The organism is Aquimarina mytili (assembly GCF_016735115.1).
Lineage (GTDB): Bacteria > Bacteroidota > Bacteroidia > Flavobacteriales > Flavobacteriaceae > Aquimarina > Aquimarina mytili.
This window is the reverse complement of the sequence record NZ_JAERQJ010000003.1, coordinates 270406-296429: the sequence shown is the minus strand read 5'-3', so window position 1 is coordinate 296429 and position 26024 is coordinate 270406. Positions and strand designations below refer to the sequence as shown.

21 protein-coding genes are annotated in these 26024 nt (G+C 34.2%); 7 read left to right on the top strand and 14 right to left on the bottom strand.

Going from position 1 to position 26024, the window contains the following annotated elements; genetic code table 11:
* Window positions 1–165 precede the first annotated feature (165 nt).
* The 5 genes from JJQ60_RS08640 to JJQ60_RS08620 all read right to left on the bottom strand — a co-directional run bounded on the left by JJQ60_RS08640 (window position 166) and on the right by JJQ60_RS08620 (window position 10132).
* Entirely contained in the window at window positions 166–624 is a 459-nt protein-coding gene (locus JJQ60_RS08640) for a hypothetical protein (RefSeq protein ID WP_201918707.1), read from the bottom strand.
* On the bottom strand, window positions 602–5200 hold the full coding sequence (locus JJQ60_RS08635) for a DUF6443 domain-containing protein (RefSeq protein ID WP_201918705.1): 4599 nt from the start codon (window positions 5198–5200) through the stop codon (window positions 602–604). Before JJQ60_RS08635 ends, JJQ60_RS08640 begins: the two co-directional genes overlap by 23 nt.
* A gap of 48 nt (window positions 5201–5248) precedes the next feature.
* Window positions 5249–9130: a hypothetical protein gene (locus JJQ60_RS08630; protein ID WP_201918703.1), complete on the bottom strand. Its 3882-nt coding sequence runs from the start codon at window positions 9128–9130 to the stop codon at window positions 5249–5251.
* Window positions 9131–9500: 370 nt separating this feature from the next.
* Complete coding sequence (locus JJQ60_RS08625; RefSeq protein ID WP_201918701.1) at window positions 9501–9752, bottom strand: HTH domain-containing protein; 252 nt, start codon at window positions 9750–9752, stop codon at window positions 9501–9503.
* Between the two features lie 110 nt (window positions 9753–9862).
* The gene (locus JJQ60_RS08620) at window positions 9863–10132 is read right to left on the bottom strand and encodes a hypothetical protein (protein ID WP_201918699.1); all 270 of its coding nucleotides are present in this window, start codon (window positions 10130–10132) and stop codon (window positions 9863–9865) included.
* Window positions 10133–10325: 193 nt separating this feature from the next.
* Between JJQ60_RS08620 and JJQ60_RS08615 the strand changes: the two genes are divergently transcribed.
* From JJQ60_RS08615 to JJQ60_RS08600, 4 genes are all read left to right on the top strand, one after another.
* Entirely contained in the window at window positions 10326–12026 is a 1701-nt protein-coding gene (locus JJQ60_RS08615) for a helix-turn-helix transcriptional regulator (protein ID WP_201918697.1), read from the top strand.
* 53 nt (window positions 12027–12079) lie between these two features.
* Window positions 12080–13414 (top strand): prolyl oligopeptidase family serine peptidase, encoded by a 1335-nt coding sequence (locus JJQ60_RS08610; RefSeq protein ID WP_201918695.1) that lies wholly within the window; start codon window positions 12080–12082, stop codon window positions 13412–13414.
* Between the two features lie 61 nt (window positions 13415–13475).
* Window positions 13476–14621, top strand: coding sequence for a mycothiol transferase (locus JJQ60_RS08605; RefSeq protein WP_201918693.1), 1146 nt, complete (start codon window positions 13476–13478; stop codon window positions 14619–14621).
* 84 nt (window positions 14622–14705) lie between these two features.
* A complete protein-coding gene (locus tag JJQ60_RS08600; protein WP_201918691.1) occupies window positions 14706–16382 on the top strand; it encodes a S8 family peptidase in 1677 nt (558 codons plus the stop codon).
* A 245-nt stretch (window positions 16383–16627) separates the two neighbouring features.
* Here JJQ60_RS08600 and JJQ60_RS08595 read toward each other — a convergent pair whose 3' ends face one another.
* The 5 genes from JJQ60_RS08595 to modA form a co-directional block, all read right to left on the bottom strand.
* A complete protein-coding gene (locus JJQ60_RS08595; protein ID WP_201918689.1) occupies window positions 16628–17854 on the bottom strand; it encodes a site-specific integrase in 1227 nt (408 codons plus the stop codon).
* Window positions 17855–18154: 300 nt separating this feature from the next.
* Window positions 18155–19030, bottom strand: a complete 876-nt coding sequence (locus tag JJQ60_RS08590) for an ATP-binding cassette domain-containing protein (protein ID WP_201918687.1) — start codon at window positions 19028–19030, stop codon at window positions 18155–18157.
* Window positions 19027–19698 (bottom strand): molybdate ABC transporter permease subunit, encoded by a 672-nt coding sequence (gene modB / locus JJQ60_RS08585; RefSeq protein ID WP_201919692.1) that lies wholly within the window; start codon window positions 19696–19698, stop codon window positions 19027–19029. The genes JJQ60_RS08590 and modB overlap by 4 nt, the downstream gene beginning before the upstream one ends.
* Window positions 19698–20096 carry a TOBE domain-containing protein gene (locus JJQ60_RS22280; RefSeq protein ID WP_201918685.1) on the bottom strand — a complete coding sequence of 133 codons (399 nt, stop codon included), beginning with the start codon at window positions 20094–20096 and terminating at the stop codon, window positions 19698–19700. The genes modB and JJQ60_RS22280 overlap by 1 nt, the downstream gene beginning before the upstream one ends.
* A 54-nt stretch (window positions 20097–20150) precedes the next feature.
* Window positions 20151–20912: a molybdate ABC transporter substrate-binding protein gene (modA, locus tag JJQ60_RS08575; RefSeq protein WP_317194005.1), complete on the bottom strand. Its 762-nt coding sequence runs from the start codon at window positions 20910–20912 to the stop codon at window positions 20151–20153.
* 371 nt (window positions 20913–21283) lie between these two features.
* Here modA and JJQ60_RS08570 point away from each other — a divergent pair, with 371 nt between their 5' ends.
* Both JJQ60_RS08570 and JJQ60_RS22275 read left to right on the top strand, forming a co-directional pair.
* Entirely contained in the window at window positions 21284–21505 is a 222-nt protein-coding gene (locus tag JJQ60_RS08570) for a hypothetical protein (protein WP_201918681.1), read from the top strand.
* Between the two features lie 126 nt (window positions 21506–21631).
* A complete protein-coding gene (locus tag JJQ60_RS22275) occupies window positions 21632–22750 on the top strand; it encodes a pentapeptide repeat-containing protein (protein WP_201918679.1) in 1119 nt (372 codons plus the stop codon).
* A gap of 17 nt (window positions 22751–22767) precedes the next feature.
* Here JJQ60_RS22275 and JJQ60_RS08560 read toward each other — a convergent pair whose 3' ends face one another.
* Window positions 22768–23214: a hypothetical protein gene (locus tag JJQ60_RS08560; RefSeq protein WP_201918677.1), complete on the bottom strand. Its 447-nt coding sequence runs from the start codon at window positions 23212–23214 to the stop codon at window positions 22768–22770.
* The gene (locus JJQ60_RS08555) at window positions 23211–23921 is read right to left on the bottom strand and encodes a methyltransferase domain-containing protein (protein WP_201918675.1); all 711 of its coding nucleotides are present in this window, start codon (window positions 23919–23921) and stop codon (window positions 23211–23213) included. The genes JJQ60_RS08560 and JJQ60_RS08555 overlap by 4 nt, the downstream gene beginning before the upstream one ends.
* A 75-nt stretch (window positions 23922–23996) precedes the next feature.
* Here JJQ60_RS08555 and JJQ60_RS08550 point away from each other — a divergent pair, with 75 nt between their 5' ends.
* Window positions 23997–24572, top strand: coding sequence for a nitroreductase family protein (locus JJQ60_RS08550; RefSeq protein ID WP_201918673.1), 576 nt, complete (start codon window positions 23997–23999; stop codon window positions 24570–24572).
* 66 nt (window positions 24573–24638) lie between these two features.
* Here the strand turns inward: JJQ60_RS08550 and JJQ60_RS08545 are convergent, their stop codons facing one another.
* Both JJQ60_RS08545 and JJQ60_RS08540 read right to left on the bottom strand, forming a co-directional pair.
* Window positions 24639–25067 (bottom strand): hypothetical protein, encoded by a 429-nt coding sequence (locus tag JJQ60_RS08545; RefSeq protein WP_201918671.1) that lies wholly within the window; start codon window positions 25065–25067, stop codon window positions 24639–24641.
* A gap of 174 nt (window positions 25068–25241) precedes the next feature.
* On the bottom strand, window positions 25242–26018 hold the full coding sequence (locus tag JJQ60_RS08540; RefSeq protein ID WP_201918669.1) for a TIGR03915 family putative DNA repair protein: 777 nt from the start codon (window positions 26016–26018) through the stop codon (window positions 25242–25244).
* Between the last annotated feature and the right edge of the window lie 6 nt (window positions 26019–26024).

Here is a 26024-nt window from a genome sequence, read left to right as displayed (position 1 = left end):
TAAAGCCATCTCATTAAAGAAACTATACAAACATAAATTTTGTTATTATATTTCGAAATATGCTTTAATCTATTTCAATGAAGTATAAAAGCCACAACATTTAATATTGTGGCTTTTTTAAACTATGTAATCTATCTCAGCTTACAAATCTGAGTTATCAGGTACCTATAAATCTTTTACATCTTTAGACAAGATGCCATCAGCATAATTTAATATTAGAAACATTTTGGCGAAAAATAAATATATCGAAGAGATAATATTTTTGTCCTTAAATATTGATTTCCCAACTTTTTGATATGGAAATAAAATTTCACTTCTAAATTGATTGGTCTCATATTCAAGATGTTCTGAAACTGCATTAACTAGATCAATATTGAATTTATCATTTAGTATTTCAATAGTATCTTTTTCAAAGTATTCATATCCCAAAAAAAACCTTCTATTTTCTTTTGATACAAAAACTATAACTGAATAATCGTCGTCAAAAAGCATTCCGAATTTAACCCCAATTACTTTTATATCACTTAAAGGTAATTTGAATTTTTTCTGCCTAAAAAAAATTGAATCGTCCTTTGTAGTACCGCTAAAAATAAGCGTATTGTTATTTATTACTGCTTTTTTCATTATTTTTAATAAATCTGTTATGAACTAGTATTCCATTTGCAAAGAATGTATTATTCTTTTTCACATATTTAATATTATACATTAATGCCTCTTCTTTTAAATCAGTAAGCTCTAATATTTTTGTTTCTTTAAGAGTTCCATCTTCTGAATGATACAGAACAACATCACCTAGTTCAATTTGTTTTACCTCAAATGTTAAATCCTTTCTTGCCATTTCGATATCATAAACGGCCCAACCTTTTCCTTTTACATAAAATGGGTGGTGTGCCGAAGATATATTCTCTTTCCCATTATCATATCGCATATATATCTTGTTATATTTTTCGTCTTTCTTAGGAACAATTAAAACAATATCAGATTCTATTTGCATTGTTTCCATGTTGACACTCAAAATTTCATCTCCTTCTATAATTTCTTCAATATTTTTAGTACTACCATCATTCATAATAATTTTTGTCCCAGCAATAAAACAGGTTCTATTCCAATCTCTCTTGTATTCACTTGATCTGATTGTACCATTGTGTGCGGCTTTACCTATTTGATATATACCAAAAGCAAATGCTCCCACTGGTCCTCCATAATACAATGCACCAGTAGCTAATAAATCACCAGTAAAAATACCAGGATGAACTACATGAGAGTTACCATTTGGATCAGTATAATAATTATAAACACCGTATGCATCATATGTAATTGTGACCGCTCCTAACACTCCAGCTGCTTTTGATCCTACATTTACCCATCTATTAGTTAACCAAAATCTTGGTTTTGCGCTTTTAGGGGCATTATTAAAATACTTATCCAAAAAAGCATTAGTAGGAAATGGAGTCATTCTAGCTCTAACAAAATCTTTAATTCTAGTTCTTGCCTCTATACCTCCCGTGTAATCATAAATACCTGGGGCTATTCTAAATTGATCTCTAAGGCTTTCAACATTCCTAATATAATAAAGACGATTTACTCTCATAAACGAAAGGCTAAATCCTAATCCATTACCGGTTGTATCATCTAAACTAGGTCCTGCTTTTTTTGTGGTAATAATCACTTCATCTAACTCTTGTCTGCCACTAGTATGTGGGTACCTAGGATCATATTTTGGATCTGTACCACTCCAAGCTCTAACAGTATAATCATTTCCTAAAGAATTAAGTGCACTCTGTAGCATGCCTACACCAGATAAGCCGCTACTATTAGTATCTGTAGAGATTCCCCAAGAAGCTAAAGCCTCTCCTGGAGACACGGCTCTACCCATCCTATCTTCATATTGACCTGTATAACTATTGTAATGTATTCCTCCACCACCTGCAACACTATTAAACCCAAAACTACCACGGGCCCCACTATCTAGAGTATTTTCTCTATTATCTCTATTCCATGGGCTTTCTGCTTCACTATTCCCTCCACTAGGGTCAGCATAATAAATAGGGTTATTATCAAAGGCGTTATAGGTCGATAGACCATGGTGTACTACAGGATCAACCCTGTTCCAACGTGCTATCGTTGGGTCGTATGATCTAAGCGGCATCTCGTACCAGTTAAGCCCTAAACCTTCTTCGAGTTCGGTATTGTTGTACTTGTATTGGTGAGAACGCCCGTTAATCATACCATTATATCCTTTGTGTTTTAACCCAAAGGGATAATAATTCGATTCTTCTACGATTTCATCTATAGTAATATTACCATTACCATCTTTATCACTATAAGATAGTCGTATATTTCCAAGATGATCAGTGAACTGATAAACATACTGATACCCAGTATTTGAAGGTTCAATATACCCTTCCGGTTGTCCCATAAACTCTAGCTCCCCGTTTTTATACTGTGCTGCAGCATATTCTGTTGTAGTAATAATACCACTATCATTAAGGATTTTTTTAACCTTGATACCCATAGCATCATAAACATAACTGATCTTTTTGGGTATAATGCTATCAAAAACAATTTCTACCGGTAGATCCAGGTGATTATATTGTATATCGATAATCCCTTTATTTTTATCTGCAGTAATACTACCATTCTGGTCATACTCATAATCATTGCCTATGGTATTACCATCTTTAAAGCCAAAGGTGGTATTCCCAACGTCAGAGACGCTTAGCAGTTTATGACCTGTAGGCTCATAGGTATAAGATAGTTTATCCATCTCCCCAAAGGTAGTAGCATTGGTATCTAGGTGCCCTTTTCTATCCAGGGTTAGGATATTCCCCATGGTATCATAGGTAATACCAGTAAGGTCATACTTCCCATCATTACTAATCGCGCTTGTTAATCGATCTAAGGCATCATAGGTATAAGTATAACTTCTCTCTTGGTTATCGTTAGTCGATTTCCAAGAAGTCTTGGCTATATTTCCGTTATAGAGTGGGTTTTGGGTAGTAGTATACTCCATCTTATACCCAAACAAATCACCATTAGCGGTATCTCCATTATTAATCGCTGTTAACCAGCCGCGTATGTTGTGTTTATAATCTACATGCTGTAAGCCACCTCCAATGTTTTTGGCTACCAATTGCCCAAGGTTGTCATACTCGTTACTGGCAATTACTTCTACTGGCTGATCATTGATCTGTTGGGTTTGGGTAAGCACTCTACCCATATGATCATAGGTAAACCTATCGATGATTATAATCGCTGCATTGTTGCCTTTGGTATGGGTGGTTTTGCTTTGGATCACTTTGCCTGCAAAGTCTAATTGAGTTTCTGCGATATCTAGAGTACTAAGATACTCATTTTTGCTGGCTGCATAGATCGGTCGTGCTTTTTTATCATAATAAGGTATTGTAGTGGTCCAATCGTTGGTCCCCAACACCCGTACTTTACTCCCGGTAGCCAGGGTTTTGGTACGGTTAGTCACCGCCTCACCATCTACAGTCCCTGGATTGGCAAGCTCGGCTGGGATATCAAAATTATAATCATCATAATAACTAATACTATGCAGCTCGATATTGGTAGTTGGGAAGGCTGTATTGCTATAATAGACTGTAGTCCCACCGATATTGATTGCGGCGTCTCGCCCCTCCCAGAGGGTAGTTAGGGTATTCACCTCTTGTTGTAATGCCGGTCGATCTCGGGTGTCGGTATACATCCCGGTATAGATCCCTCTACCTAATCCGTCATACTTCGTAAAGAGCCATTGGTCTTTTGCATTCATGATTTCATCCTGGGTGAGTATCGGTTGGTCAAGCTCGTTATACACAATATACTCCCAGCCTTTACCCGGATCTTTCTTTTCAACAAGACGGTTACGCTCATCGTATCGGTATTGATAACACACTTCGGCAAGCTCAGTGTTCGATACTCCGTCTGTAGTATCGACCTTTGGGGGTATCACAAAAGTAAGGTTGCCGTAATCGTCGTAAACGTTGTAGGTATCTATGGCCGCTCCATTATTATAACTTCTAGTTAAAACTACCTTGCCGTTTTTATCGGTAAAGGATTCTGCGGTTTTGTTATGCCCATCAGCAGGAGTCCAGTTTTCGTTTTTAACGATACTTTTGCTTAACTCTCCTGCCCCATAACTACCATTAGGTACTACCGTTGGGATACCATTGGTGATGGTGATATCAAAACGTAATACTTCTGCCGCTTTATTAAGACCATAGGCAGATTTTACGGTGTGCTCGTTAGTCACATATTCATTATACTCCTTTATGTATTGGATATAGCTAAGATCATGGGTACTTCTTATCCTTACTCCATTCGTTAATGGTCTTGGGGTACCATTTATCGGAGTAATCACCAGATAGTTGTTCTCGATACTGGCTCTATAATCGATTGGGATATCGTTAATGTCGGTCAACTGCCCCAGATCTGCATATTCGATCTCAGGATAGACCTCTATTTTTCGAAGTTTTCCTGTAGACAATGCCTCGATCCCTAATGCTGGCTTCGCCCATATAATCACTTTCAGTTCTGCATTGTTTATGTTTATGGCCACCACATTATCCAAATCAACAGCACTATATGCCGGCGGAAACGGATCCAATACCTCTGAGGCACTCCAGTTCTTTACATAGCTGATATCGGTTGGAAAACTGGCATATACCGGATCTTTATGACGGGTATACTTCCAGTTCTTTCCCGGTGCCGCTTGTTCTTCTACACGATTTAAAGGGGAGGCCTCAAGGATGGTCTCGCTATAGGCATTGACATCTTCTAGCGCTACTCCTGCAAAATCATCAGGATATTTGTTTTGGTAATAGGCGTTAATATCCTGGTGGATATTCACTTCTCTGTAACTCCCTGGTACTCCTGTCGCTTCAAAAGGCAGGTATTGTTTGGTCTGTCTACCCAGCCCATCATACTCGATATGAGAAATAATATCGTTATTATTTGTCGAGGCATTGATGGCATTTTGCTGTATCGCTCTACCCAACCCATCATAATAGGTGATGGTTTGGATTTTTTGATCTTCGGGGGCCGTCTCTAAGGCATTGGCTGTAGTAAAAGGCGCTTGTGCCTGTACTGCCATGACATAGTTTTGATCTTCAGACGGGACTAATCCCTGGCCGTAGGTAGTGCTTATGCTAAGCAGCAAGCCTATGGTATATATTATGGTTTTGAATATCGTATTCATCAAACTGTGTTTTTTATCTCTTTGTTTCATCTTGTAGTGGGTTTGGGGTTATTGGTTGTTATCAGGTTGTGAAATCCCGATTCCACCTCCGCCTCCACCGCCGCCAGAGCTACTACATTCTGAGTCCCCTATACTAAAGGTTCGGGTACTATAAGGCGCTTTTCCGGTAATATTATCGGTGATAATACATTTTACGGTTTCTGATCTTGGACCACTACATCTTAGGGTAATAAACAAACTCGATGAGCTTCCCTTATAGTTTCCGTTGACATACCATTTATAGCTGTAGTTACCAGAACCACTGCCTGCTTTGGCTAATAGTTCAAGTTTTTTGGTTCCCGTAGGTGAACTATGACGCCTGGTGTTTATAGAAGCCGTCCAAAAACCATCGTATACATTCATGGTGGTAGTTAGCGTCTCTGTATCTCCGGTCTTGGTATCACGCACTACACATTGTATGTTTACATTGCCATAATAGGTATAGTTCATATACAGCCCGAAGGATTTTTGGCTGCTGGTATAGGTCCCCGCACGCCCACTGATGGTCCAGCTATAGGTATAGCTTCCTGACCCCCCACTTGGAGTGATATTAAACGAAGCCGTCGTATTGATAGCATGATTCGCAGGTCTTGAAATCTGACCAGCCGATCCCGAAAGCGGTGGATAAATACTAATCGATTTGTTGATCACCTTGGTTTTACCGGTAATGGTATCGGTAAGGGTCAGTTCTATGGCGGCCATCCCATGGGTAGTCCCTGCATGAAGCGTAAAATTAGAACTGCTAAAGTATTCTGGCGCCATACCCGGTTTGGTCAGCTTCCAGCTGTAGGCAAATCGGGAAGAACCTCCGCTAACTTCAGATATAATCGGTAAAGTGGTACTAGTATACATCCAGTTTTTATCAGATATGATACTCGCTACGATGGGATCATACTGTATCCCACTATCATTATAATAATACTTATTAATGATATTATGCTCTTCATCTCGGGTATGTAGCAAACGATACAATCCATCATACTCAGTATAGGTAGTATACCCTCTTGGATCGGTTGTACTGGTGAGTCCAATAAGCGGATCATAGGTATAGGTGGTCACTATCGCATTAGGTAGTGTATCACGAAGGGCATCCAGGGCTTGTCGCAGCGCACCTTCGGCTCCAGTATAACCTAGTGTACGATCGGTATCAGCATTTGATTTGGCTTTAAGGTCGGCTACATATGCTGCTACCTCGGTATAAGTGGCATTACCAACCTTAGCGATGGGATACAAATCGTTATACCCCCAGATATAAACCGTATATGGGCCTTTCCCCTGGGATACTTCTAAAGCATTTCCTTTAGCATCGTATTTATGATAGATCGTTTGATCTTGTAAGGGAGCTCCTTCTTTAGCGCCTTGTATGATAGAAGGCATATAATATCCATTAGTAGTGGTCTTAAAATTCACTACAGCGGTAGCTTGTTTTTTGGTCCCGATAAAGGTCTCGGTTTTAACGGGTGAAGCCATACGATGTGCACTCATTAACTGAGTATTATTAATATCGGGATGATACGGATAGTAATAGCTCGATTCTTGTGTCTCTCCTTTGGAGTTGGTTTGGGTTTGCCCGATCATTTGATGATACTCATCATACTCATATGTTGTAGTATTTTCGGTATACTGGCTAGGATCGATATCCGAATAGGTTCTGCTGATCACTCGCTTTTGTAGTGGTTGGATGTTAGTTTCTTTATAGCTTTGTATGGTGAACAGCTTATTTTCATCAGCCGCAGCTGTGCCTACACCTTTGGTATATTCTATTAAAAGTTTGTGCAAATAAGTTCCTTCTAACACTCCACTTCTACGAATTAATTCTACGGTATAGTCCTGATACTCTGCTTGAGTACGGTTGCGGTAATACTCACGAAAATCATGCATTAAAAGTGGAAGTCCAAGATAGGGTATTGAACCTTCATCAAGTCGTCTTTGAAAATATTCATTCATCGGCATATCGCGTTTGATTCCTTTGCCTGAACGCACTTTAAGTCCGTACGGATAATTAGGGTCCAGAGAATTTCCAAAAGTATCTCTATCCATCTGCACTGGTATATACTCATAGCGTTGCTCGGTAAGTAATTGTTCGGTAGGTTGTGGAGTACCATCAATATCTTTATAGGTACGGATCGATTTAATTCGGATATCCCCTTCAACTTCACCTTTTGGAACCTCATTATGCCCTACAGAATCACTAAAGTCCTCGATATTCTCAAATACCTCAGGAGCTTCAAAGGTATAGACCGTTCTCCCGTTATGAAGCTCTTCATTGGGATCTGAGGATACTACACGCTCACTGACCTGGGTATAATAAATCGGTTTAGGTGGTCCAACATAATCGGCACTGTTTGCATTACGAACCACAGAATTGATCTGGGCGCTAGAGCCCAACTCATCTGTACTATAGTCGTATTGTTTTTGGGTACATGGACCGGTGGCCGCCCCACAATTTTCGATGCTCTTTACTCGAAGCCCTCCATATCCTTGAGCATATGAATTTAATTCGTATTCGATCTTAGTTTGTCCACCACCTTTACCGGTAATGGTGTGTAAGGCGCCTTGTATCGTTCCTTTAAGATATGGATAATCTCTTATCACAGGGTCTGTTTCATATGAAAACAGTTGTCTGTCTGCATAATACCCCCATCTATCCATCCCAAGGGTGGCTTCTTCTTTATCAAATTCATAATCAGGAATCGCACGGGGATCATCCTGGTCATAATACCCAAAGCGAACCTCTAACTGATCATTCTTTTTGATCTCGGTCAGCAAACGTCTTGATCGCTGGGTATACAAGTCATAGTTGTTAATGATATTATTGTTATAATCTTTGAGTGTAATACGATTATACTTATAATAGCGTCCTGTAGTGCCTGATTCTAAATGAAATTCTAAAGATCCTTCAGCAAAGTTGATTTTAGTTACTATTGGGGTTGTGATATCTATATCCATACGAACATGAGGATAGATATAGGGATCAAATCTGCGGTTTGATGACTCGGGTTGATCAAATAAAAACTCCGAGGATAAAGACTTAAACGAATATATTTTAGGTACAAAAGCCTTCCCCCTGTCGGTTTGGTTTTGATATTCAAAAGTAATCTGTTGGGTGGTATTAGGCGGTTGGATACTCGTTAAATACCAACTACGCGGGTAGGTATAATAGTCCCCTTCGGCTATAGGGATAACTCCTAAATCCGGCTCGTAGGGATCAAAGATCTCTTTGGCTCCAAAGATGTATTTCACCCCTTCGGCATCGATCACTTCGATCTGATCCCATCCAAAGTTAACCACTACATTATGATTTGATAAGAGTACCGGTTGCCCGTTGATCCCGATCTTAAATGAGAAACTCAATGCTCCGGCATTGACGGTAAACAGATCTGGCTCTCCATCGATAAGTCCATTGGCCAGTAGATAGGCATGATGTTCTTTCATTACCTTCTTACCCCCGGTACCCGGGCTATTATTAGGATCAAAATGATAATAAGGATCCAGGATGCTGGTTTTTAAGCCTTCTGACCCGTGGTAGCCTTTTGGGTGATCATCGGGCAAACCTCTCACTTCTCTGGAGATCATCCCGGTAGCGATTAGTCCCCAACCCAGTCCAATGGGTGAGGGTTCTTCCATCACCTGGAGTCCGGTATATCGATATTGCAGCCCTACTGGCCAACTCACTCCATTTTGTTTGATGGTGTAGATCGGTACAGACTGTTGTACTGTTCCAGTGGTAAGATCCACACTGGCACCCCTGGCTTTGGTAGCTTTGGCAGCCGTGGGAGCCGCCTTAATTGCAGTACCATAGCCCCCGTAATAACCCGATTGGGCGATGGTAGTTTGTAAACATAACAAGCTAAGTATTAAATATACATAACCTAAGAAATGATGTTTCATATATAGTAATTATGGATTAGTGACTGATTTCAATTTTTTAAAAACAAAGCGGCAAACGTACCCCTAATTTTTAAATGACAACGGGGGTATTTTTCCCCTTTTCGATGTCTGGTTTAGAAAAATAGTTGAACAACTCAAATCCTTGAAATTTCAACTTTTGCGTTACGGTTTTCCTCATCGTTTTCTTATTGTTTTTTTAGTTTTCCTGGTGCAATGTTAGACAATACCAGTTTCATTTTTCGACACTGGTAGTTTGTCAAATGTTAAAATTTAGTATTGTTTATAGAATAGATAGGTAATCGCTTCGTAGATGTACTAAAAGAAAAGCAATTAAATTCCAGAATTACTATCCTTAATACATATGTATTGCTTAAGCGCTTGCTTGCTTTTTATCAAAAAAGCCAACTCTAAATCCCACTGCCTTATCATACACAAAGCTTTGTACTTTAAGGTCATAGGATATTGGAGCATTTAATTGCTTCATCACATTTATGACCCGATATAATGTAGTTTTAGAAATCCCCAGTCTATAGGCAAATTCGTCTGCTGTGCCAGTAGCTTGCATACGAATCAACTGATCGATGCGTTGTATGAGTTCAATTTGTTTGATAATAATGTTCATTGTTTTTCCCTTTAATGTTTTACAAATTTTTAATATTGATTACAATCATGGGGGGAGGTTTACGTATTTGGTTGGTAGTTGTCGGTGGATAGTTTTTGGGATTTGATATTTTACATTTGAGGTTTAGGAGTGTATATCGAATGGCAATACAAACCATTTGTTGATGTAAGTAATAATATGTTTCTAGCTTTATAAATGAGTTGTAAGGCTTCATCACTAGTCTTACGTTTTTTATACAGCTTAACAATCCAACGATAAAGTATCATTTCGTATGACTGGTGATGAACAAGATTGTATATAAATGTATCCATTTTAAAATGCAATGCTTGTAAAATAGCTGCAAAGTAATGGTGCTTTTGGTGTTGTAGGTAGGCTTCCATTTGTTTGTTTTTGTTGGGTCAAAAGTAGTAAGTTGGATAGGAGGTTTGCAAGGGGAGTATCCCTCAATTTATAAATTTTGAATGTAAAATTTATAAATCTATTACTCTATTAAGTTTTGTATATTTACAACTTTTTAAGTCTGTAACACCCTCAAAAATATGAAAGTTACATCGTTTGTAAATACTTAAAATCATGCGTATTTTTATTTGTCATTTTTTTCTTTTCAGTTGCCTCTTTATTAAAGCTGAAATCATTCAAAAACATAAGGATAGTTTAGACAATAAAAGTTATGAAGAGCTTCAAGAACTATATTTCATCAATCAAAAAAAAATTGATTTAGCTAAGAAATATGCAAGCTACTTTGTAGAAAAAGGAAAAAGGGATAGAAATAAAATTAAAATAGCTGATGGTTATCATCTCCATTTTATGATTAGCACCCCTGAGATAGCAATGAAATATGTCGATAGTATTATTGAGTTAACTAAAAATGAGAATCATTTTAATTATCCATCAAGGGGATATTTAAATAAAGGGGTATTACTACAAAACAGTAAAAATTTGAATAAAGCTTTTGAGTATTATCTAAAAGCTAAGAGGCATGCGGAAGATAATAACAATAATATACACCTGGTAGCGGCTACACTTAATATTGCTCAACTGAAAATGGTAATTGGAAAAGAAAAGGAAGCATTGAAAGTTTTTAAATCAAACTATGACTTTTTAAAGGAAAAAGGATCTAACGGAAAATTTTTTAGACCATATATCGGAACACTAATAGGATTGTCTTATTTATATAATCAACAAAAGCAACCGGATTCATCAAGAATTTATGTAGATGAAGGTTTAGAAAAAATTTCAAACAATAAGGAAAAGCATGGTTATTCTGCTTTATTATTACATAGTGGAATTAGTGATTATCATAATAATAATTTTCAAAGAGCTATAGATAGTTTAGAAAAAATTTTATCAACTTCGTGGCAACTTGAACATAGCTTAAACCTAGCAGAAACCAATTTATATTTGGCAAAAGCTTATCAAAAAATAAATGAACATGAAATTAGCTTAAAGCACCTTAAAAAAGTTAATGATATTATAGATTCAACTAATTATACTCCTAATACAAGAGAAGCCTTTGAAATGTTATTAACAAAATATAAAAAGGATAATGATGTTCGAGAACAATTGAGAGTGTTAGAAAAAATGATTTTTTTGGATAGTATAGCCAATTCAAAAAACAATAAACTTAATATAGATATGTATCAAAAATATGATACAAAAAAGCTTCGTGATGAAAAAAACATATTATTAAATGGTCTAAAAAAACAGCAAAATAATAATTGGATTATTTCTATCCTTTTAATAATTACTACTCTGGGATTTGCGTATTTTTTGTATCAGAATTATTCAAAACGAATTTATTATAAGAAAAGATTTGATCTTTTAATGCAAAAAATAGACTCGGAACCAAATTCAACTGTTAAAAATAAAAATATAACTAAGTATACAAATACGATTGATTTACCCGAAGAAGTTATTGAAGAAATCTTAGAAAAAGTTGAAGCGTTTGAACAAAAAAAGAAATTTATTGACAATAATATTACCTTAGCTAAACTAGCAAAAAAAATTAATACAAATTCAACTTATTTATCTAAGGTAATTAATCATTATAAAGGACAAAATTTCGCGAATTACCTAAATGATTTAAGAATTGATTATGCAATTGATCAAATTAAAAACAATGATAATTTTAGGAAATACACTATCAAATCTATAGGGGAAGAAGTAGGTTTTAATAATGTTCAATCATTTTCAAAAGCTTTTTTAAAACGAACGGGTATAAAACCATCATATTTCATAAAACAAATTGAAAATCAATCATCTAGAGTAGTGTAATTTTTAAAAACACCTAGTAAGATTTATAAATCTTACTAGGTGTTTTTAAAAAGTTGATTATTCCGCATCACGTTTTTGGTATATTTGCCAATATTAATAATATTGTTGAAACTGCCTGGAAGCCATTATTTAAAAAATCAGACCAAATAAAAAGTTACAAGCAATTAGGCGATAGTTTATTTTATATAACTTCAAAAAATGCTTCTAATTTCAAAATATGTAAAACATCAATTTTAAATCCTGATTTTGAAAACCCAATAATCCTGGTAGACGAAATGAAAGATCAAGTAATAAAAGATTTTATTATCAGGAATAATAAAATCTTTTATAGTACTATAAAAAATGGGGTTGAAGCTAAAATGTTTGTAAAGGATAATAGTGAAGTTGTGGTTGAGATAGAATTACCTTTTGCATCTGGAAAAATAGCATTTGAAAAAAGTACAGAAAATCATTTACTACCTGTAATAATTCAAGGTTGGACCACTCCAAAAGCAAGATATCTTTATAATTTGTTGACAGATGAATTCAAATTAGATAATAATTACCCGTCACATATTAGCGTGAGTTTTGACAATTTGATTGTTGAAGAAGTTCTAGTTAAGTCTCATGATGGAGAAGACATACCACTATCTCTTGTATATAAAAAGGGCCATAAAAAAGATGGAAATACCCCTGTTTTAATGCGTGCATATGGTTCTTATGGGAGAAGCATGACTCCTAGATTTTATTATGGTTTTTTACTGTGGGCACAAGAAGTAGGCATATATGCTGTTGTACATGTCAGAGGTGGCGGAGAAAAAGGAGATAAATGGCATAAAGGTGGATTTAAAGAAACAAAGTCTAATAGTTGGAAGGATTTTATATCCTGCACAAAATATTTAATTAAAAATAAATATACTTCTCCAAAGAAAATGGCTATTTGGAGTGGTAGTGCCGGAGGAATTGTAATTGGTAGAGCAATTACTGAAAGCCCAGAATTATATGCGGCTGCAATTATCGATAGAGGTAGTCTTAATATGCTGCGTATAGATTCCGGAGCTAATGGAGCCAATAATGCGAAAGAGTTTGGCTCAACAAAGGACTCAATTGGTTTTAAGAATCTTTATGAAATGGATTCTTATCACCATATTAAGGATAATACAAAGTATCCCTCTGTTTTGATTACTGCTGGAATGAATGATAATAGATTACCTCCTTGGCATTCAATTAAATTTGCTACAAGATTAAATGAAGCGAGCACATCTAATAATCCTATACTATTAAAAACTGAGTTTGATTCTGGTCATGGCATGGTATTTTCTAAAAAAGATGAAGAGTTTAATATGGTAGCTAATGTATTCTCATTCGCCTTCTGGCAAACTGGTCATTCCGATTATCAGCCTAAATAGTACTATCATTTGCAACTATTTTCATGAAAAGACGACCTCTTTTAATACGTTAAACAAGAACATGTCATTACATTTTTTTAAAGCAGTTACTATAATACTACTCTTCGTCGTTAATTTCTCTACGTTTTCACAAACCAAAAAAGTATCTCGAGACTGGACTTCGTTTTCGCAATCGATAAGCGTAAAAGCAAATAAAGAAACCAAATTTAAACTTCAGGCATCTGTTAAAGTAGAAACAGAAACCGAAGGTGGATTTGCTGGGCTATGGGTTAGGGTAGATAATACAAATGGCGAATATGGCTTTTTTGATAATATGATGGATAGGCCTATCTCTTCACGTCAATGGAAAAAATACGTAATAGAGGGTTACATTGACGAGCATTCGAAAATAATCAAGTTGGGAGGATTATGCCTAAATAATGGTAAATTCTACTTCGACAATTTTGAGTTGTTTATACAAAATGAAAAAGGAACATACGAAAAGCTTGCACTTAGCAATGCGCAATTCGAAAATCTAGTTGATAATGAAATGATTCCCGGCTGGAATAGAGGTATCAGTAAGGATAAAAAAGTTTATGTTAAAGAATTTACGGCATACTCTGTAAAGAATAAAGAAGATAAATCTTTCTGCCTAATGATAGAAGGGAAAGGAATTAAAAATAATAGTAATACGATAAATGCAGAAGAAGGATTTACACCTCAAATCGGAACTCTGATATCGATGTTGAACAATTTAAGTAGACGTGTAGAAAGTGCAGTTCAAGGCTTAGATGTAAGGCAAACAGATCATTTATTAGATGATAAGGCAAACAGAATAGGAGCATTAGTCATGCATCTGGCAGCCGCCGAAGCCTATTACCAGGTTTATACTTTTGAAAACCGTGGATTTAATGACGAGGAAAAAGCAAAATGGCAAATTGGCCTAAGCCTTGGGGATAAGGCTCGTGAAGAGTTTAAAGGAAAGCCTATTTCATATTATTTGGATGTTTATAAAGAAGTACGAAAGAAGACTGTTGAGGAACTATCAAAACGTAATGATGAATGGCTATCTCAATTGCGCCCTGGATCTGTAATGAATAATCATTGGGCATGGTTTCATGTTATGGAACACCAATCCAGTCATTTAGGACAAATTTTAATGCTTAAAAAAAGAATTCCCGAAGAAGAAAAGGAAAAGATTACTTTACCTAAAAACAAAATCGACTAATAAATACTGCTAGGTTTTAATTAAAAAAGCATATTTATTATTTTTAAAATTCTAGTTTACTTTTTTATTCGTTAACAATAATTCATGAAAAAAGTATTTCTAATTCAACTCATAAGCTACTGGTGCTTTTTAGGATGTACCACATCCAAAGAAAAACATATTATTCTCTCGAATAATATTTCTGTGGTTATTGCAAAAAATGAGAAATTAAATGACAAAGAGTTTGAAGGATGGCAATACAAAGATATTTTTGAAGATACTGTCCCAGGTGTAAGCCTTGAAAAAGTATATAGAGAATTTCTAAAGGATAAAAAAGGAGTTCCGATTATTGTAGCGGTTATAGATACCGAAGTTGATATACATCATGAAGATTTAAAAGAACAAATCTGGGTGAATGCGAATGAGATTCCAGAAAATGGAATAGATGATGATCATAATGGGTATATTGATGATATACATGGTTGGAATTTTATAGGAAATGTTAATGGTGAAAATATTATTCACTCTAATTATGGGTTTATAAGATTGATTAGAAAGTTTAAACCTTTATTCCAGAATAAAACCGTTGATAGTATCACTTTTAACCAAATAAAAGATTTTGAAGCTTATCAAAAAGCCTTAAAATCTTTTGGAGAAACCCAAAAATCTAAACTGCAGCAATTAGAAAATGTGAAAGGCTTTATAAATAAATATAATAAAGCCCAACATGCTCTAAAGGCGCATCTTTCTGTCGATAGTATTACAAAGGAACAACTACTTGCTTTACATTCCACAGATACTATTATCAAAAAGTATCAAAAAACACTTATTAACTATATAAATAGAGGTTTTACTGAACATACACTTTTGGGCTACTTAGAGCAAACACAAGAATCAATTGATAAAAGTTTAGATTTTGATTATCAAGAAAGAGAAATCATTGGTGATGATCTTAATGATCTTAGTGATATTCATTACGGAAATAATAACGTTTCTGGCAATTTAGATAAATTGTATCATGGTACGCTAATGGTGGGGATAATTGCTGCCAAAAGAAATAATAGTATTGGAATTGACGGCATTCTTAATGAAGCCAAAATAATGCCTTTATGCATATCTGCAAATGGAGACGAGTTTGATAAAGATATTGCATTGGCTATTCGTTATGCTGTAGATAATGGCGCCAAAATTATCAATATGAGTTCTGGGAAACAGTTTTCTATGAATAGGCAATGGGTTAATGATGCTATTCAATATGCTGCAAAAAAAGATGTACTTTTTATAACTTCGGCAGGTAACAGTGGGCTTAATCTTGATGATAAAGAACATAATTATTATCCCAATGATATTAATACCGATGGCTCAGAGATAAGTGATAATTTTATGATGATTGGGGCTAGCTCATATACTTTGAACAAAAGGTTAATTTATTATAAAACTAATCATGGTAAAAATAATGTCGATTTATTTGCTCCGGGATATAAAGTTTATACGACTCTTCCAAACAATAAATATAGATATAGTCGAGGCACTTCAGCAGCTACTCCAATTGTATCAGGAATAGCAGCTCTTATACGATCACATTATCCTGATCTAAGTGCTTCTCAAGTAAAAGAAATCCTGATGAAATCAGGAATCTCTTATAATATTGATGTAGAAATAATTCTAGAAGATGATACTAAAAAAATGGTTCCTTTCTCCTCGCTATCCAAATCTGGTAAAATAGTAAATGCCTATAATGCCTTATTGCTAGCCGAAAAGATATCTAATGCTAAAAATTGATTTGTATTTCAAATTAGGGATATTGATTGACACAACTATTTAGCCCATATCAACTTTTTTACACAGTTTTCTTTATGAAAAGACCAATTCTTTTCATTTCGCTATTCCGGAAAAAGATATAATTATTGTAGGCCTTTTTAATCAATCGCTAAAAGAGTATGTACAATTAGTATTTAATACTATTAAAATACTACAAGAACAAAATTGGGGGAAATAATAGATGTTTATTTTTCTAATTAAGAATTTTAAAAATTTATCACACTATCCAATGCTTCATCAGTATCTCTGTAAATAAAATTCCCCTGATACCCAATTGTGGTACTAAGATGACTGTGTCTATATAGTTTTTGAAGCATCTGCGGAGAGATCCTATCACCTGCTATATTTCCGAATGAATGTCTTGCAATGTGCGTAGTAATCTTTTTATGGATTTCTGCTTTTTCTCTAATTCTATCTAGATACTTGTTGAATTTTTTAACTGCTGTTCTTATTTTAGCATTTATATCACCAGGATCTTTAGAGTTGGCTTTTTTTAATTCTGGAAATATAAAGTCATCTTCTTTTTTCTTATTAGGCGCATAGTATTTGAGAATATCCTTTACCTTTTCTGATAACTTGAGTGAATCTACTTTACTATTTTTATTCATCTTGTAGATAATTCTACCTTTTTGAATGTCGGACCATTTCATGTTAAGTACGTCAGAAATTCGTATTCCGGCAAGATAGAATGAGAATAAAAATACATTTCTAGTGTGCCAAATAGGGGAGTGCTCTTCTAGATCTAGATTTTCAATTTTTGCTATTTCATTCTGGTCTAAACCTATTTTTACAGTTTCAGGAAACTTGATTTGTATTTTGCCTTTGCCAAAAGGATAGTCTTTTTGATCTGCTACACCTTCGGTAATTGCTCTATTAAATAAAGTTCGGATTACTACAAAAGTGTTCATCACTGATCTTTCACCAGAGCCTTTTCCTTTTCCATTTTTAGATAGAATAAAGGTCTTTAGTTTTTTGAGTAAAGGTTCATTGATTTCATAAAATTGAATGTCTCGACCTTTAAGAAACTCTTTAAATAATTTAATCCTACTACTATCTGGTTTTGCGCGATTGATTTTCCCTTGAGCGGTTAGTTCATCAATATATTCCTCTGCAATCTTAAAAAAGGAACCATCTTTTTGTCCGCCTCTTAATAAATTGACAATATCACTAGAGGTATAAGGTTTCTTTTTGGTTTCATATTCAAGAATAGTGTCATTCGCCTCTGTAAGTTTTTTTAAAATATGATGATTAAGACGTTGAGAGTTGGGATGAGATTTTTTAACTCTCATTTGTGTTTGATCCCAATCTTTTTCATTTACCCATTCAAAAAACAAATAACTAGGTTTTCTGTCATGTGTAACTCTTAATGTTAAAAGATATTTACCATCAACTTTTTTCTTTCCTTTAAATAGAATAAGTTTTGTTGTAGACATATTTATATAATCACTATTGGTGGACGAATATAAGAAATGGTTTCAACATGGTTTCAACATTTTGCAGTTTTATAAGGTTTTTTGATTTTTTATCCGCATTTGAAAAGTACTGATAATACTATATAAATGATAGGTTTTGGTTTTTTTGAGTGTTTTTTGAACCGTGAAGATTTGGACTTAAAATCCAATGGCCATTATGGCCGTGCGGGTTCAAGTCCCGCCTTCAGTACTTAAAGCCTTCTTAATCTTTTGATTTTGAAGGCTTTTTTTGTTACAAGTTTTAGGAAACTTTAAATAGAATTAATGCACCTTTTGAAGCAGGGGATTAAAAGCTTTTGAAGCCACAATGACTTTATCGCCAATTGCGATCGTTCCTATTTCAGTTTCTTCGGCGACAATTTTTACAAAGTTTGTTCCTATCAAAATAGTAACAATATAGATGACATCTTCTTTTTCAATATGAACAACCTCTCCCGAAAATTGAAATTTACCACTCATTTGTTTTGTTGTAAATACCTCAATTGGACTGCCTTGTTTTTTTATTTTTCCATTTTCAATAACAAACACTTGGTCAGACATTTTTATAACTTCACTGATCTCGTGACTTATTAATATTGTTGTTAGGTTGTATTGTTTATGTACTTTCAGAATATAATCTTGAAGTTTAGCCCGCATGGTATTATCTAATGCCGATAAGGGTTCATCCAGCATTAAGATTTCTGGTGTTCTTACTAAGGCTCTTGCCAAAGCAACACGTTGTTTTTGTCCTCCAGATAATTTTTCGGGCTTGCGATCTTGTAAGTCTCCAAGTTCGATAGTATCAATTAATTCAGTTACGGTATTTTTACTTTGCCCTTTTTCTAAGGCATAAAGAAGGTTTTCTTTTACGGTCATATTCGGAAACAATCCGTAATCCTGAAATACATATCCAACTTTTCTGTGTTGAGGTTTTTGGTGTATTCTTTTTTCAGTGTCTAACCAGGTTTTTTGATTAACCGTAATGCTTCCCTTATCTGGAGCCAGTAATCCAGAGATCATTCTTAATATCGAAGTTTTTCCTGCTCCAGAATCTCCATATAGTGTAACTAAGCTACCTCGTTGAATATCTATATTAATATCAAGAAGCATTGTGCCATGAGCAGCTATTAATTCTTTTTGTAGGGTGATATGTATCATTTCCAGAATCTTTTTAGGTATCCTCCATTAATTACATATACCATAAGTAAGATGATAAATGAAATTGCAAATAAAATAAGTGAATACCAATTGGCAGTATCATAGTTAAGAGCTTCGACTTCATCGTAAATTGCAATTGAGGCTACTTTAGTTTTTCCAGGGATATTACCACCTATCATTAATACTACCCCAAACTCTCCTATGGTATGGGCAAAAGCCAGCACAATTCCTGTAAGTAATGATGGTTTAATGTTGGGTAATAGTACTTTAAACAAGGTTGTTATTTTTGATTTTCCAAGTACATAAGAAGCTTCTGTAAGTGATGAAGCCAGATTTGAAAACCCTGCTTGTATGGGGTGCACCATAAATGGTAAACTATACAAAATAGAAGCAAAAATTAACCCTTCAAAAGAAAAAATAAGCCGTATTCCTAAATGTTCATTTAGCCAGTTTCCTAATGGGTTTGCTGGGCTAAACACCACTAACAAATAAAACCCCAAAACGGTTGGTGGCAAAACAAGAGGCATGCTAACTAATGTCTCTAGTATTGGCTTAATTCGTGATTTTGTATGTGCTAACCAATAGGCAATAGGAATTGCTATAACCAATAATAACAATGTCGTTATCAAGGCCAGTTTAAATGTTAGTACTAAAGGTTGCCAATCTATCATTGCGATAACATTATTTCTGTGGTTTTAATCATTGTTGTCACTTCTTCCCCGATATGCAATTGCAGTTGTTGTGCTGCATTAGTGGTTATGATTGCAATTATTTTTCCAACCGAAGTGCCTAAAGTTAATTTACTTAGCAATGTTCCTTTTTCTATGTCCAGAATTTTGGCTACTACTTTATTTTGAATGCTTATAGAGTGATCATGATTTTTACCGATGATTACCTCAGTTTCTTTGAAAGCCACTTTAACAATATGTTCTTTCTTTAGATAAGAAACAGTATCAGGGGTTTCAATTACAATCGTATTAAATGAGACAGGCCCTATTTGTAATGTAACTAATGATACACTACCATGGGTATTTATATCCGTAATTTTTCCTTCAAGGATATTCACGCAAATATGATTTTATCCTATAAAAATACACTAATTAAGTATTTGTTATAATGATTATTGTCTTTTTACAGAATAACCATAATTTTCCAATATATTTTTCGCGTTATCTGTGAATAAGAAATCATGAAAAGCTTGTGCATAATCTTGTAAGTTATTCTTGTTTTTAAGGATAACCACAGCTTGGCGTATTGCACTATAATCTGTGTTTGGTATATCGACCCAGTTTCCTTTACCCTTTATTTGCGGCGATAGCACTATAGATTTTGATGTAAAACCAATTTCTGCTGATTTTGAAGTGATAAATTGATTTGTTTGAGAGATACTTTCTCCAAATACTAATTTACCTTTTATGCTTTCATAAATACCATGTTGATTTAATACCTGTATGGCAGCGATACCATATGGAGCTGTTTTAGGATTTGCTATGGCAATGTGTTTTATCTCTGAGGTGTTAAGTATATCAATTGATGGTTCTGTATCATCAATCATGGACCATAATACAAGTTTGCCATATGCATAGATTTTTGGAACGGTAGAGGTGTGACCAGATTTAAAAAGATCATTAGGGTATTTCATATCTGCAGAAACAAAAATATCAAAAGGAGCACCTTCTTTAATTTGGGCAGTTAGCTTTCCAGATGACCCGATAATAAGATCGCATGCAATACCCGTTTGATTCGTAAACGCCTTGGATAATTCTTTCATTGCAAATTGCATATTGGCAGCAACAGCAATATTTAACTTGTAATCATGTTGGGGTTTACAAGCAGTACTTAAAATAATACTGATAAGAATTAATAGGTTAGCTTTTTTCACTTTGCACCTCATTTTTTGTAATCCAGTATAAAATTTTAAAGGATGTGTTGAAGACCATGAAATAAATATAATTTTACACTATGTATGGCAATGATTATAATCAATATATTGCTGACTAAGGTAATAAAAAGACTATGATTTACTCGATACTCGATACTGAAATGCTTTGGACCTTGCCTCAAAATCAAAATTATTTTTAATTGACATCTCGTGAACTTGCTCTTAGAAAGTTTACTTTAAAATTCTTCAAAACGATAAAAAATGCTTTTAATCGATGATCAGTCTTTTGATTATGAGTGAATTTCATATTTCAGAAATCAGAACTATACTTTTAGAATATATTTTCAACAAGAAGATTAAAACAGTATAAGGTGAGTGATAATTTAAGTATCTCTGATATAAGGTTAATTATTCGAAATTTGATCACGTTTATCGTAGTTGAAGGAAAAGAGTATGTGCATGATGATTATAAAAGAGACTATGTTTCAAAATATATAATGGTGCTCATTAAGACCATTAACTTGATCGATGATGATGAAGAATTTTCTTTAGTGAAAGATATAGCTGATGATATTTCAAATTACTTGAAATAAGAAACCATTGGTTGGTTGTTTTTATGTTGATTTGAGAAAGCTTTCTTAGTGAATTAAGAAAGCTTTCTTTTTATGTAATAATAACTTTTATATCTTAAGCGTTTAAATATCCAAATCTATAGCACAGTGAATGAACAAGATTATATTGAACGGTTAAAGAAAGAAAATACGTTACTACAAAATAAACTCGATAAGATTAACAAGGGTAAGCAGAAGAAAAGAAAATTTAGATGGTGGCTCTTAAAAAAATCGAGTGTTCCAATTTTTGGAAACCGACTTAAGAAAAGTATCAGTGATGCCATTAATGAGTATAAAGAATATAAAACGGTCTCTGTAGATACAGTTTCTGATGTGTCGTCTAGTGTTATCTGGAGAATAACTCGAATAGGGTTATTTGCTTTTATGGTAGCAGTAATACCTGCCGCTGTTTTAATTTTTCAGACGAAATTATTAATGAACCAGAATAAGTTGATCACAAGTCAGAATAATCTTGTTGAGGCAGATCGAAGATCATCATTGGTTTTTGTAATGGGAGATGTTCTAACCGATTTAAATGAAGAGCTTAAATATAAAGGTGTAAATAGTGGACGTAATATAAGTAAAACTTTAGAAGCCAGGATTATAAGTCTTTGTATGGCAATGAAACCTTATCGTTATATAGAAAATGGAGTATTAATCGATAAGCCAATTAGTCCAGAACGTGGACAACTTTTATTTACACTACTCAAGAGTGATTTAGGATCAGAGTCCTCCCAAGATATTCTTAATTCTGCTGATTTTAATTATACCAATCTCAGAAAGGTAAATCTAGGCCGAGGGGCAAATTTAAAATATGCCCGATTAGATTATTCTGATCTTACAGAAGCACAGATACCTGCTGCTAATCTCGAAAGAGCCGAGTTGAAAGAAGCGCAGATGAGCAAAATAAATTTATCAGATGCTAATCTTAAAAGAGCTAGATTGCATAATGCAAATCTCCAAAAAGCCGAATTACTAACGGCAGATTTAACTAATGCAAATTTATTTGGGGCAGATCTTAGTGGGGCAGATCTTTCAGAAGCTACATTATGGGGTACAAAATTAGAAAATGCGAACCTAACAGATGCTATTTTGGATAATGTCATTGTGGACCGACAGGATTGGATGGATTATATATCAGACCTTGAAGGAGCAAGTGATATAGAAGATCGGTACAGGGTTAAAAAACAAGGCAAGAAGCAATTTATCCTGGTCCCGAAAAAATAAATGCTCTGCGATGTATTCTATGGTTTTTTGACTTCTTTTTTCTGAAAAATGAGGTGATGCATTTTGGTAACAAGCCAGTTGCCAGCAGGAAAATATAAAGCAAAAAATAAAGCCATGCCTAAGCTAAAATTCTGAGGGTTAAATAGATGATCTAGCATGTTGTTGGGATAAGCATAAGAGGTCTGAAACCAGTACCCCAGGAATTCTAATATCCCCATAGCTACTAATCCATATGCATATTGATCAAAGAAATGATATTCTTTAAGTAAGATTGAAATAGGAACCATGTAAAAAATGTAGCATGTAATTACTTGCCACCAAAAAGTAAATCTTGCGATTTCCATTTCGGCTCCAAAACGATTCATTCCTAACCCCCACAAAAAATAAATAATTATGTACGTTAGCACCAGAGATTTTGGGGTGTTTCTTAATTTTTTTAAGCTATCATTTACAAAGTTTTTCATGCTGAAGGGTCTATTTCTGTGATCGTGCGAAAAAATGGTTTTTTAGAGATTTTATATTTTTCAATAGTACTATTCTGGATGATATTAGTAAGTTCTTTAATAGAAAAAGCTCTTTGTATGGCTAACATACCATCTTTTTTTGCAATATCGGAAATAGGAAGTACAAAACTTACAAGCTTAAATAAATTGTAAGCGGTCTTATTTCTATAAAGTTCACTAAAAATAACGTATTCAATTTTTTGGGAGTGTATTTTTTTTAAAAAATCAGTAAGCTCACTATCTTCAAAATGATATATAAAATGACTGCTAATTAAGATGTCACAATCGGGTGTCTTGAAATCTTTATCAATAATATTGGCTGTTATAAAATTAATATTTCTTGTATCTATAGTTCTTTCTTTTGCATAGATTATACTCGAAGGATTACCATCAATACCGATAAAAGTCGCTTTGATGTTATGATATTTTAGTCGTTTTGAAATATATCTTAGAGTATCACCACCACCACAACCTAGATCAACAATCCTAAATTCTCTTCTGTCATGATTTGATTTACAGTAGCTTAATACAGCTTTACTTAGCTGTCTATGATTTCCTAAGAAAATATTGATAAGCTTTAAACTATTGAGTGTTTTTTTTAGAGTATTTCCGTTTAGTGATAGATTATCTAGCTGTTCTGGTGTACGAAGTCGAATTTGGGGATTCACAATATTATATTAATTAATAGTATAGGATATTTAAGTCCTAAGAATAATAATAACTTTACAAAAAAAAGAAATTATATGGGTAAAGACAGTATAAATGAAATAATTCGCAATAGAAGGTCTATTTTTCCACCACAGTATAATGATAAACCAGTTTCTAAAGCATTTATTAAAATCCTGTTAGAAAATGCAAATTGGGCACCAACGCATAGATTAACCCAGCCATGGCGTTTTAAAGTGGTGCAAGGATCTTCAAAAGATCGTTTAGGAACATTTTTATCTGATACGTATACTGATATTACTTCGGATCAAGATTTTTCTCCATTTAAGCATAAAAAGATTCGTAATAATTGTACTATGGCTAGTGCAATTATAGTAATATGTATGAAAAGGGATGAGAAAAAAAGGATTCCGGAGTGGGAAGAAATTGCCTCTACAGCTATGGCTGTACAAAATATGTGGTTAACATGTTCTGCTAATGATATAGGGTGTTATTGGAGTAGTCCTAAATTGATTAATTATATGGGGGATTTCTTTGATTTTGAAGAGGGAGAACGCTGTTTGGGATTCTTTTATCTTGGAAATTATAATCAAGAAGAAGATTTGACATCTAAACGCGATTTGATTGAGGATAAGATTAAATGGTTAGATTAGAATAGAAAAAACCATCCCAAGTGGGATGGTTTTCTAGGTCAAAAGACCTATTTTTTTACTATAATATTACTGCTGAGTCATTTTAGCAGCAAGTTCCTGCATTTTCTTAGAGCTTGCAGTCATATAGTCAGTCCATTTTTGAGCATCTTCACCAGATAATTTCCCAGAAATGTCTTGAGCTTTTTGTGCAAGTTCTTGTCCTTTTGTACTCAATCCAGCAAAAGCAGTCATGTCTTTGCTCTCTACTATTTTTGTGTACTCAGCCATATATTCTTCATAAGCGTTCACGTACTCTTGTACAGCAGGGTCGCTAAAGCTAGGTACACCTTCAACAGCGCTTTCCACTTTTTCTGCAACTTCTTCCACTTTTTCTTCAGCCTTTTCAACTACTTCTTCTGCTTTGTCAGCAGCTTCTTCTGCTTTGTCTGCTGCTTGCTTACAAGAAACAACTGATAAAAACATTAGAGCTAGAGCTCCTAAAAAAATTTTTTTCATAATAAATAGATATAGTTATTTGGTTACTTAACGTCAAACATAATATTTTATTTCCTTTATTCGAAATTTAAGGTGGGGAAAAAGTACACAATTTTGACATTATCGTAATATACTTGTATTATGAATGTTAACCGATGATTGTGCTACTTCGATAAAATAAAGTATTCTGTAAGGCTATATATTGTTCTTTTCTGTTAAGTATTTCCAGTAGCGTTTTGGTATATGTTGATGATGCAATTTGCTGTTTTTTCTTGATTTGATATTTACATTTTTATAATAGGCAGTCCATAATTTTTGGAAATCAATTTCTTCGTCCAGGCTTTTTCTTTTAATTGTTTGGTTATTAATTTCAAAAACATTTTCGAAGGTTATAACATCTACAATTTTAAGATTATAGTAAATGCCATATTTTCTTCTCATATCATAGATTAACCATTTTTGATCGGCATATCGATCCTTAAAATGATGTATAATTAGTGGAAGTACATTAAAATCTGGAGCTGCAGAAGATGTATAGATGCCGTCTTGTGTTAATTGAAATCGAACAAAAGCTTCCATTCTATGTTTTTCTCGTTCTACCATTCTTGCGACCTGGTTAATTTTTAGAATGTCTTTATTGCTAAAATCTATATGTTGTTTGTCATTCGCTTTTTTGAAAATATATTGTGTATAATTAAGTAGTGTATTTTCTACGCCTTTAATTTCACTTAAGAAAGCCTTGAAAAAATTGTTTTGCTCTGTTTTGGTAGTTTTTTTCTTAAATGCTTTCCAGACCCTTTGGGCATTATTTTCTAGAGTCTGAACTTGCTCGGTAATGGTGAATAATTGATTATGCGTTTGATCTTCTTTTCTAATTATGGGTGCCGTTATTTTTTTCGAATACACTTCAAAAATACAGCATAAAAATCCATCAAAACTTCCGTCGTATAGTAATATCGTTTGTGGATTCATTGCAGT

Excerpts from the sequence above, each read along its gene's own strand:
- JJQ60_RS08640 (WP_201918707.1), bottom strand. The coding sequence starts at position 624 with ATGAAAAAAGCAGTAATAAATAACAATACGCTTATTTTTAGCGGTACT.
- JJQ60_RS08635 (WP_201918705.1), bottom strand. The coding sequence starts at position 5,200 with ATGAATACGATATTCAAAACCATAATATATACCATAGGCTTGCTGCTT.
- JJQ60_RS08630 (WP_201918703.1), bottom strand. The coding sequence starts at position 9,130 with ATGAAACATCATTTCTTAGGTTATGTATATTTAATACTTAGCTTGTTA.
- JJQ60_RS08625 (WP_201918701.1), bottom strand. The coding sequence starts at position 9,752 with ATGAACATTATTATCAAACAAATTGAACTCATACAACGCATCGATCAG.
- JJQ60_RS08620 (WP_201918699.1), bottom strand. The coding sequence starts at position 10,132 with ATGGAAGCCTACCTACAACACCAAAAGCACCATTACTTTGCAGCTATT.
- JJQ60_RS08615 (WP_201918697.1), top strand. The coding sequence starts at position 10,326 with ATGCGTATTTTTATTTGTCATTTTTTTCTTTTCAGTTGCCTCTTTATT.
- JJQ60_RS08605 (WP_201918693.1), top strand. The coding sequence starts at position 13,476 with ATGTCATTACATTTTTTTAAAGCAGTTACTATAATACTACTCTTCGTC.
- JJQ60_RS08600 (WP_201918691.1), top strand. The coding sequence starts at position 14,706 with ATGAAAAAAGTATTTCTAATTCAACTCATAAGCTACTGGTGCTTTTTA.
- JJQ60_RS08595 (WP_201918689.1), bottom strand. The coding sequence starts at position 17,854 with ATGTCTACAACAAAACTTATTCTATTTAAAGGAAAGAAAAAAGTTGAT.
- JJQ60_RS08590 (WP_201918687.1), bottom strand. The coding sequence starts at position 19,030 with ATGATACATATCACCCTACAAAAAGAATTAATAGCTGCTCATGGCACA.
- JJQ60_RS08560 (WP_201918677.1), bottom strand. The coding sequence starts at position 23,214 with ATGAAAAACTTTGTAAATGATAGCTTAAAAAAATTAAGAAACACCCCA.
- JJQ60_RS08550 (WP_201918673.1), top strand. The coding sequence starts at position 23,997 with ATGGGTAAAGACAGTATAAATGAAATAATTCGCAATAGAAGGTCTATT.
- JJQ60_RS08545 (WP_201918671.1), bottom strand. The coding sequence starts at position 25,067 with ATGAAAAAAATTTTTTTAGGAGCTCTAGCTCTAATGTTTTTATCAGTT.
- JJQ60_RS08540 (WP_201918669.1), bottom strand. The coding sequence starts at position 26,018 with ATGAATCCACAAACGATATTACTATACGACGGAAGTTTTGATGGATTT.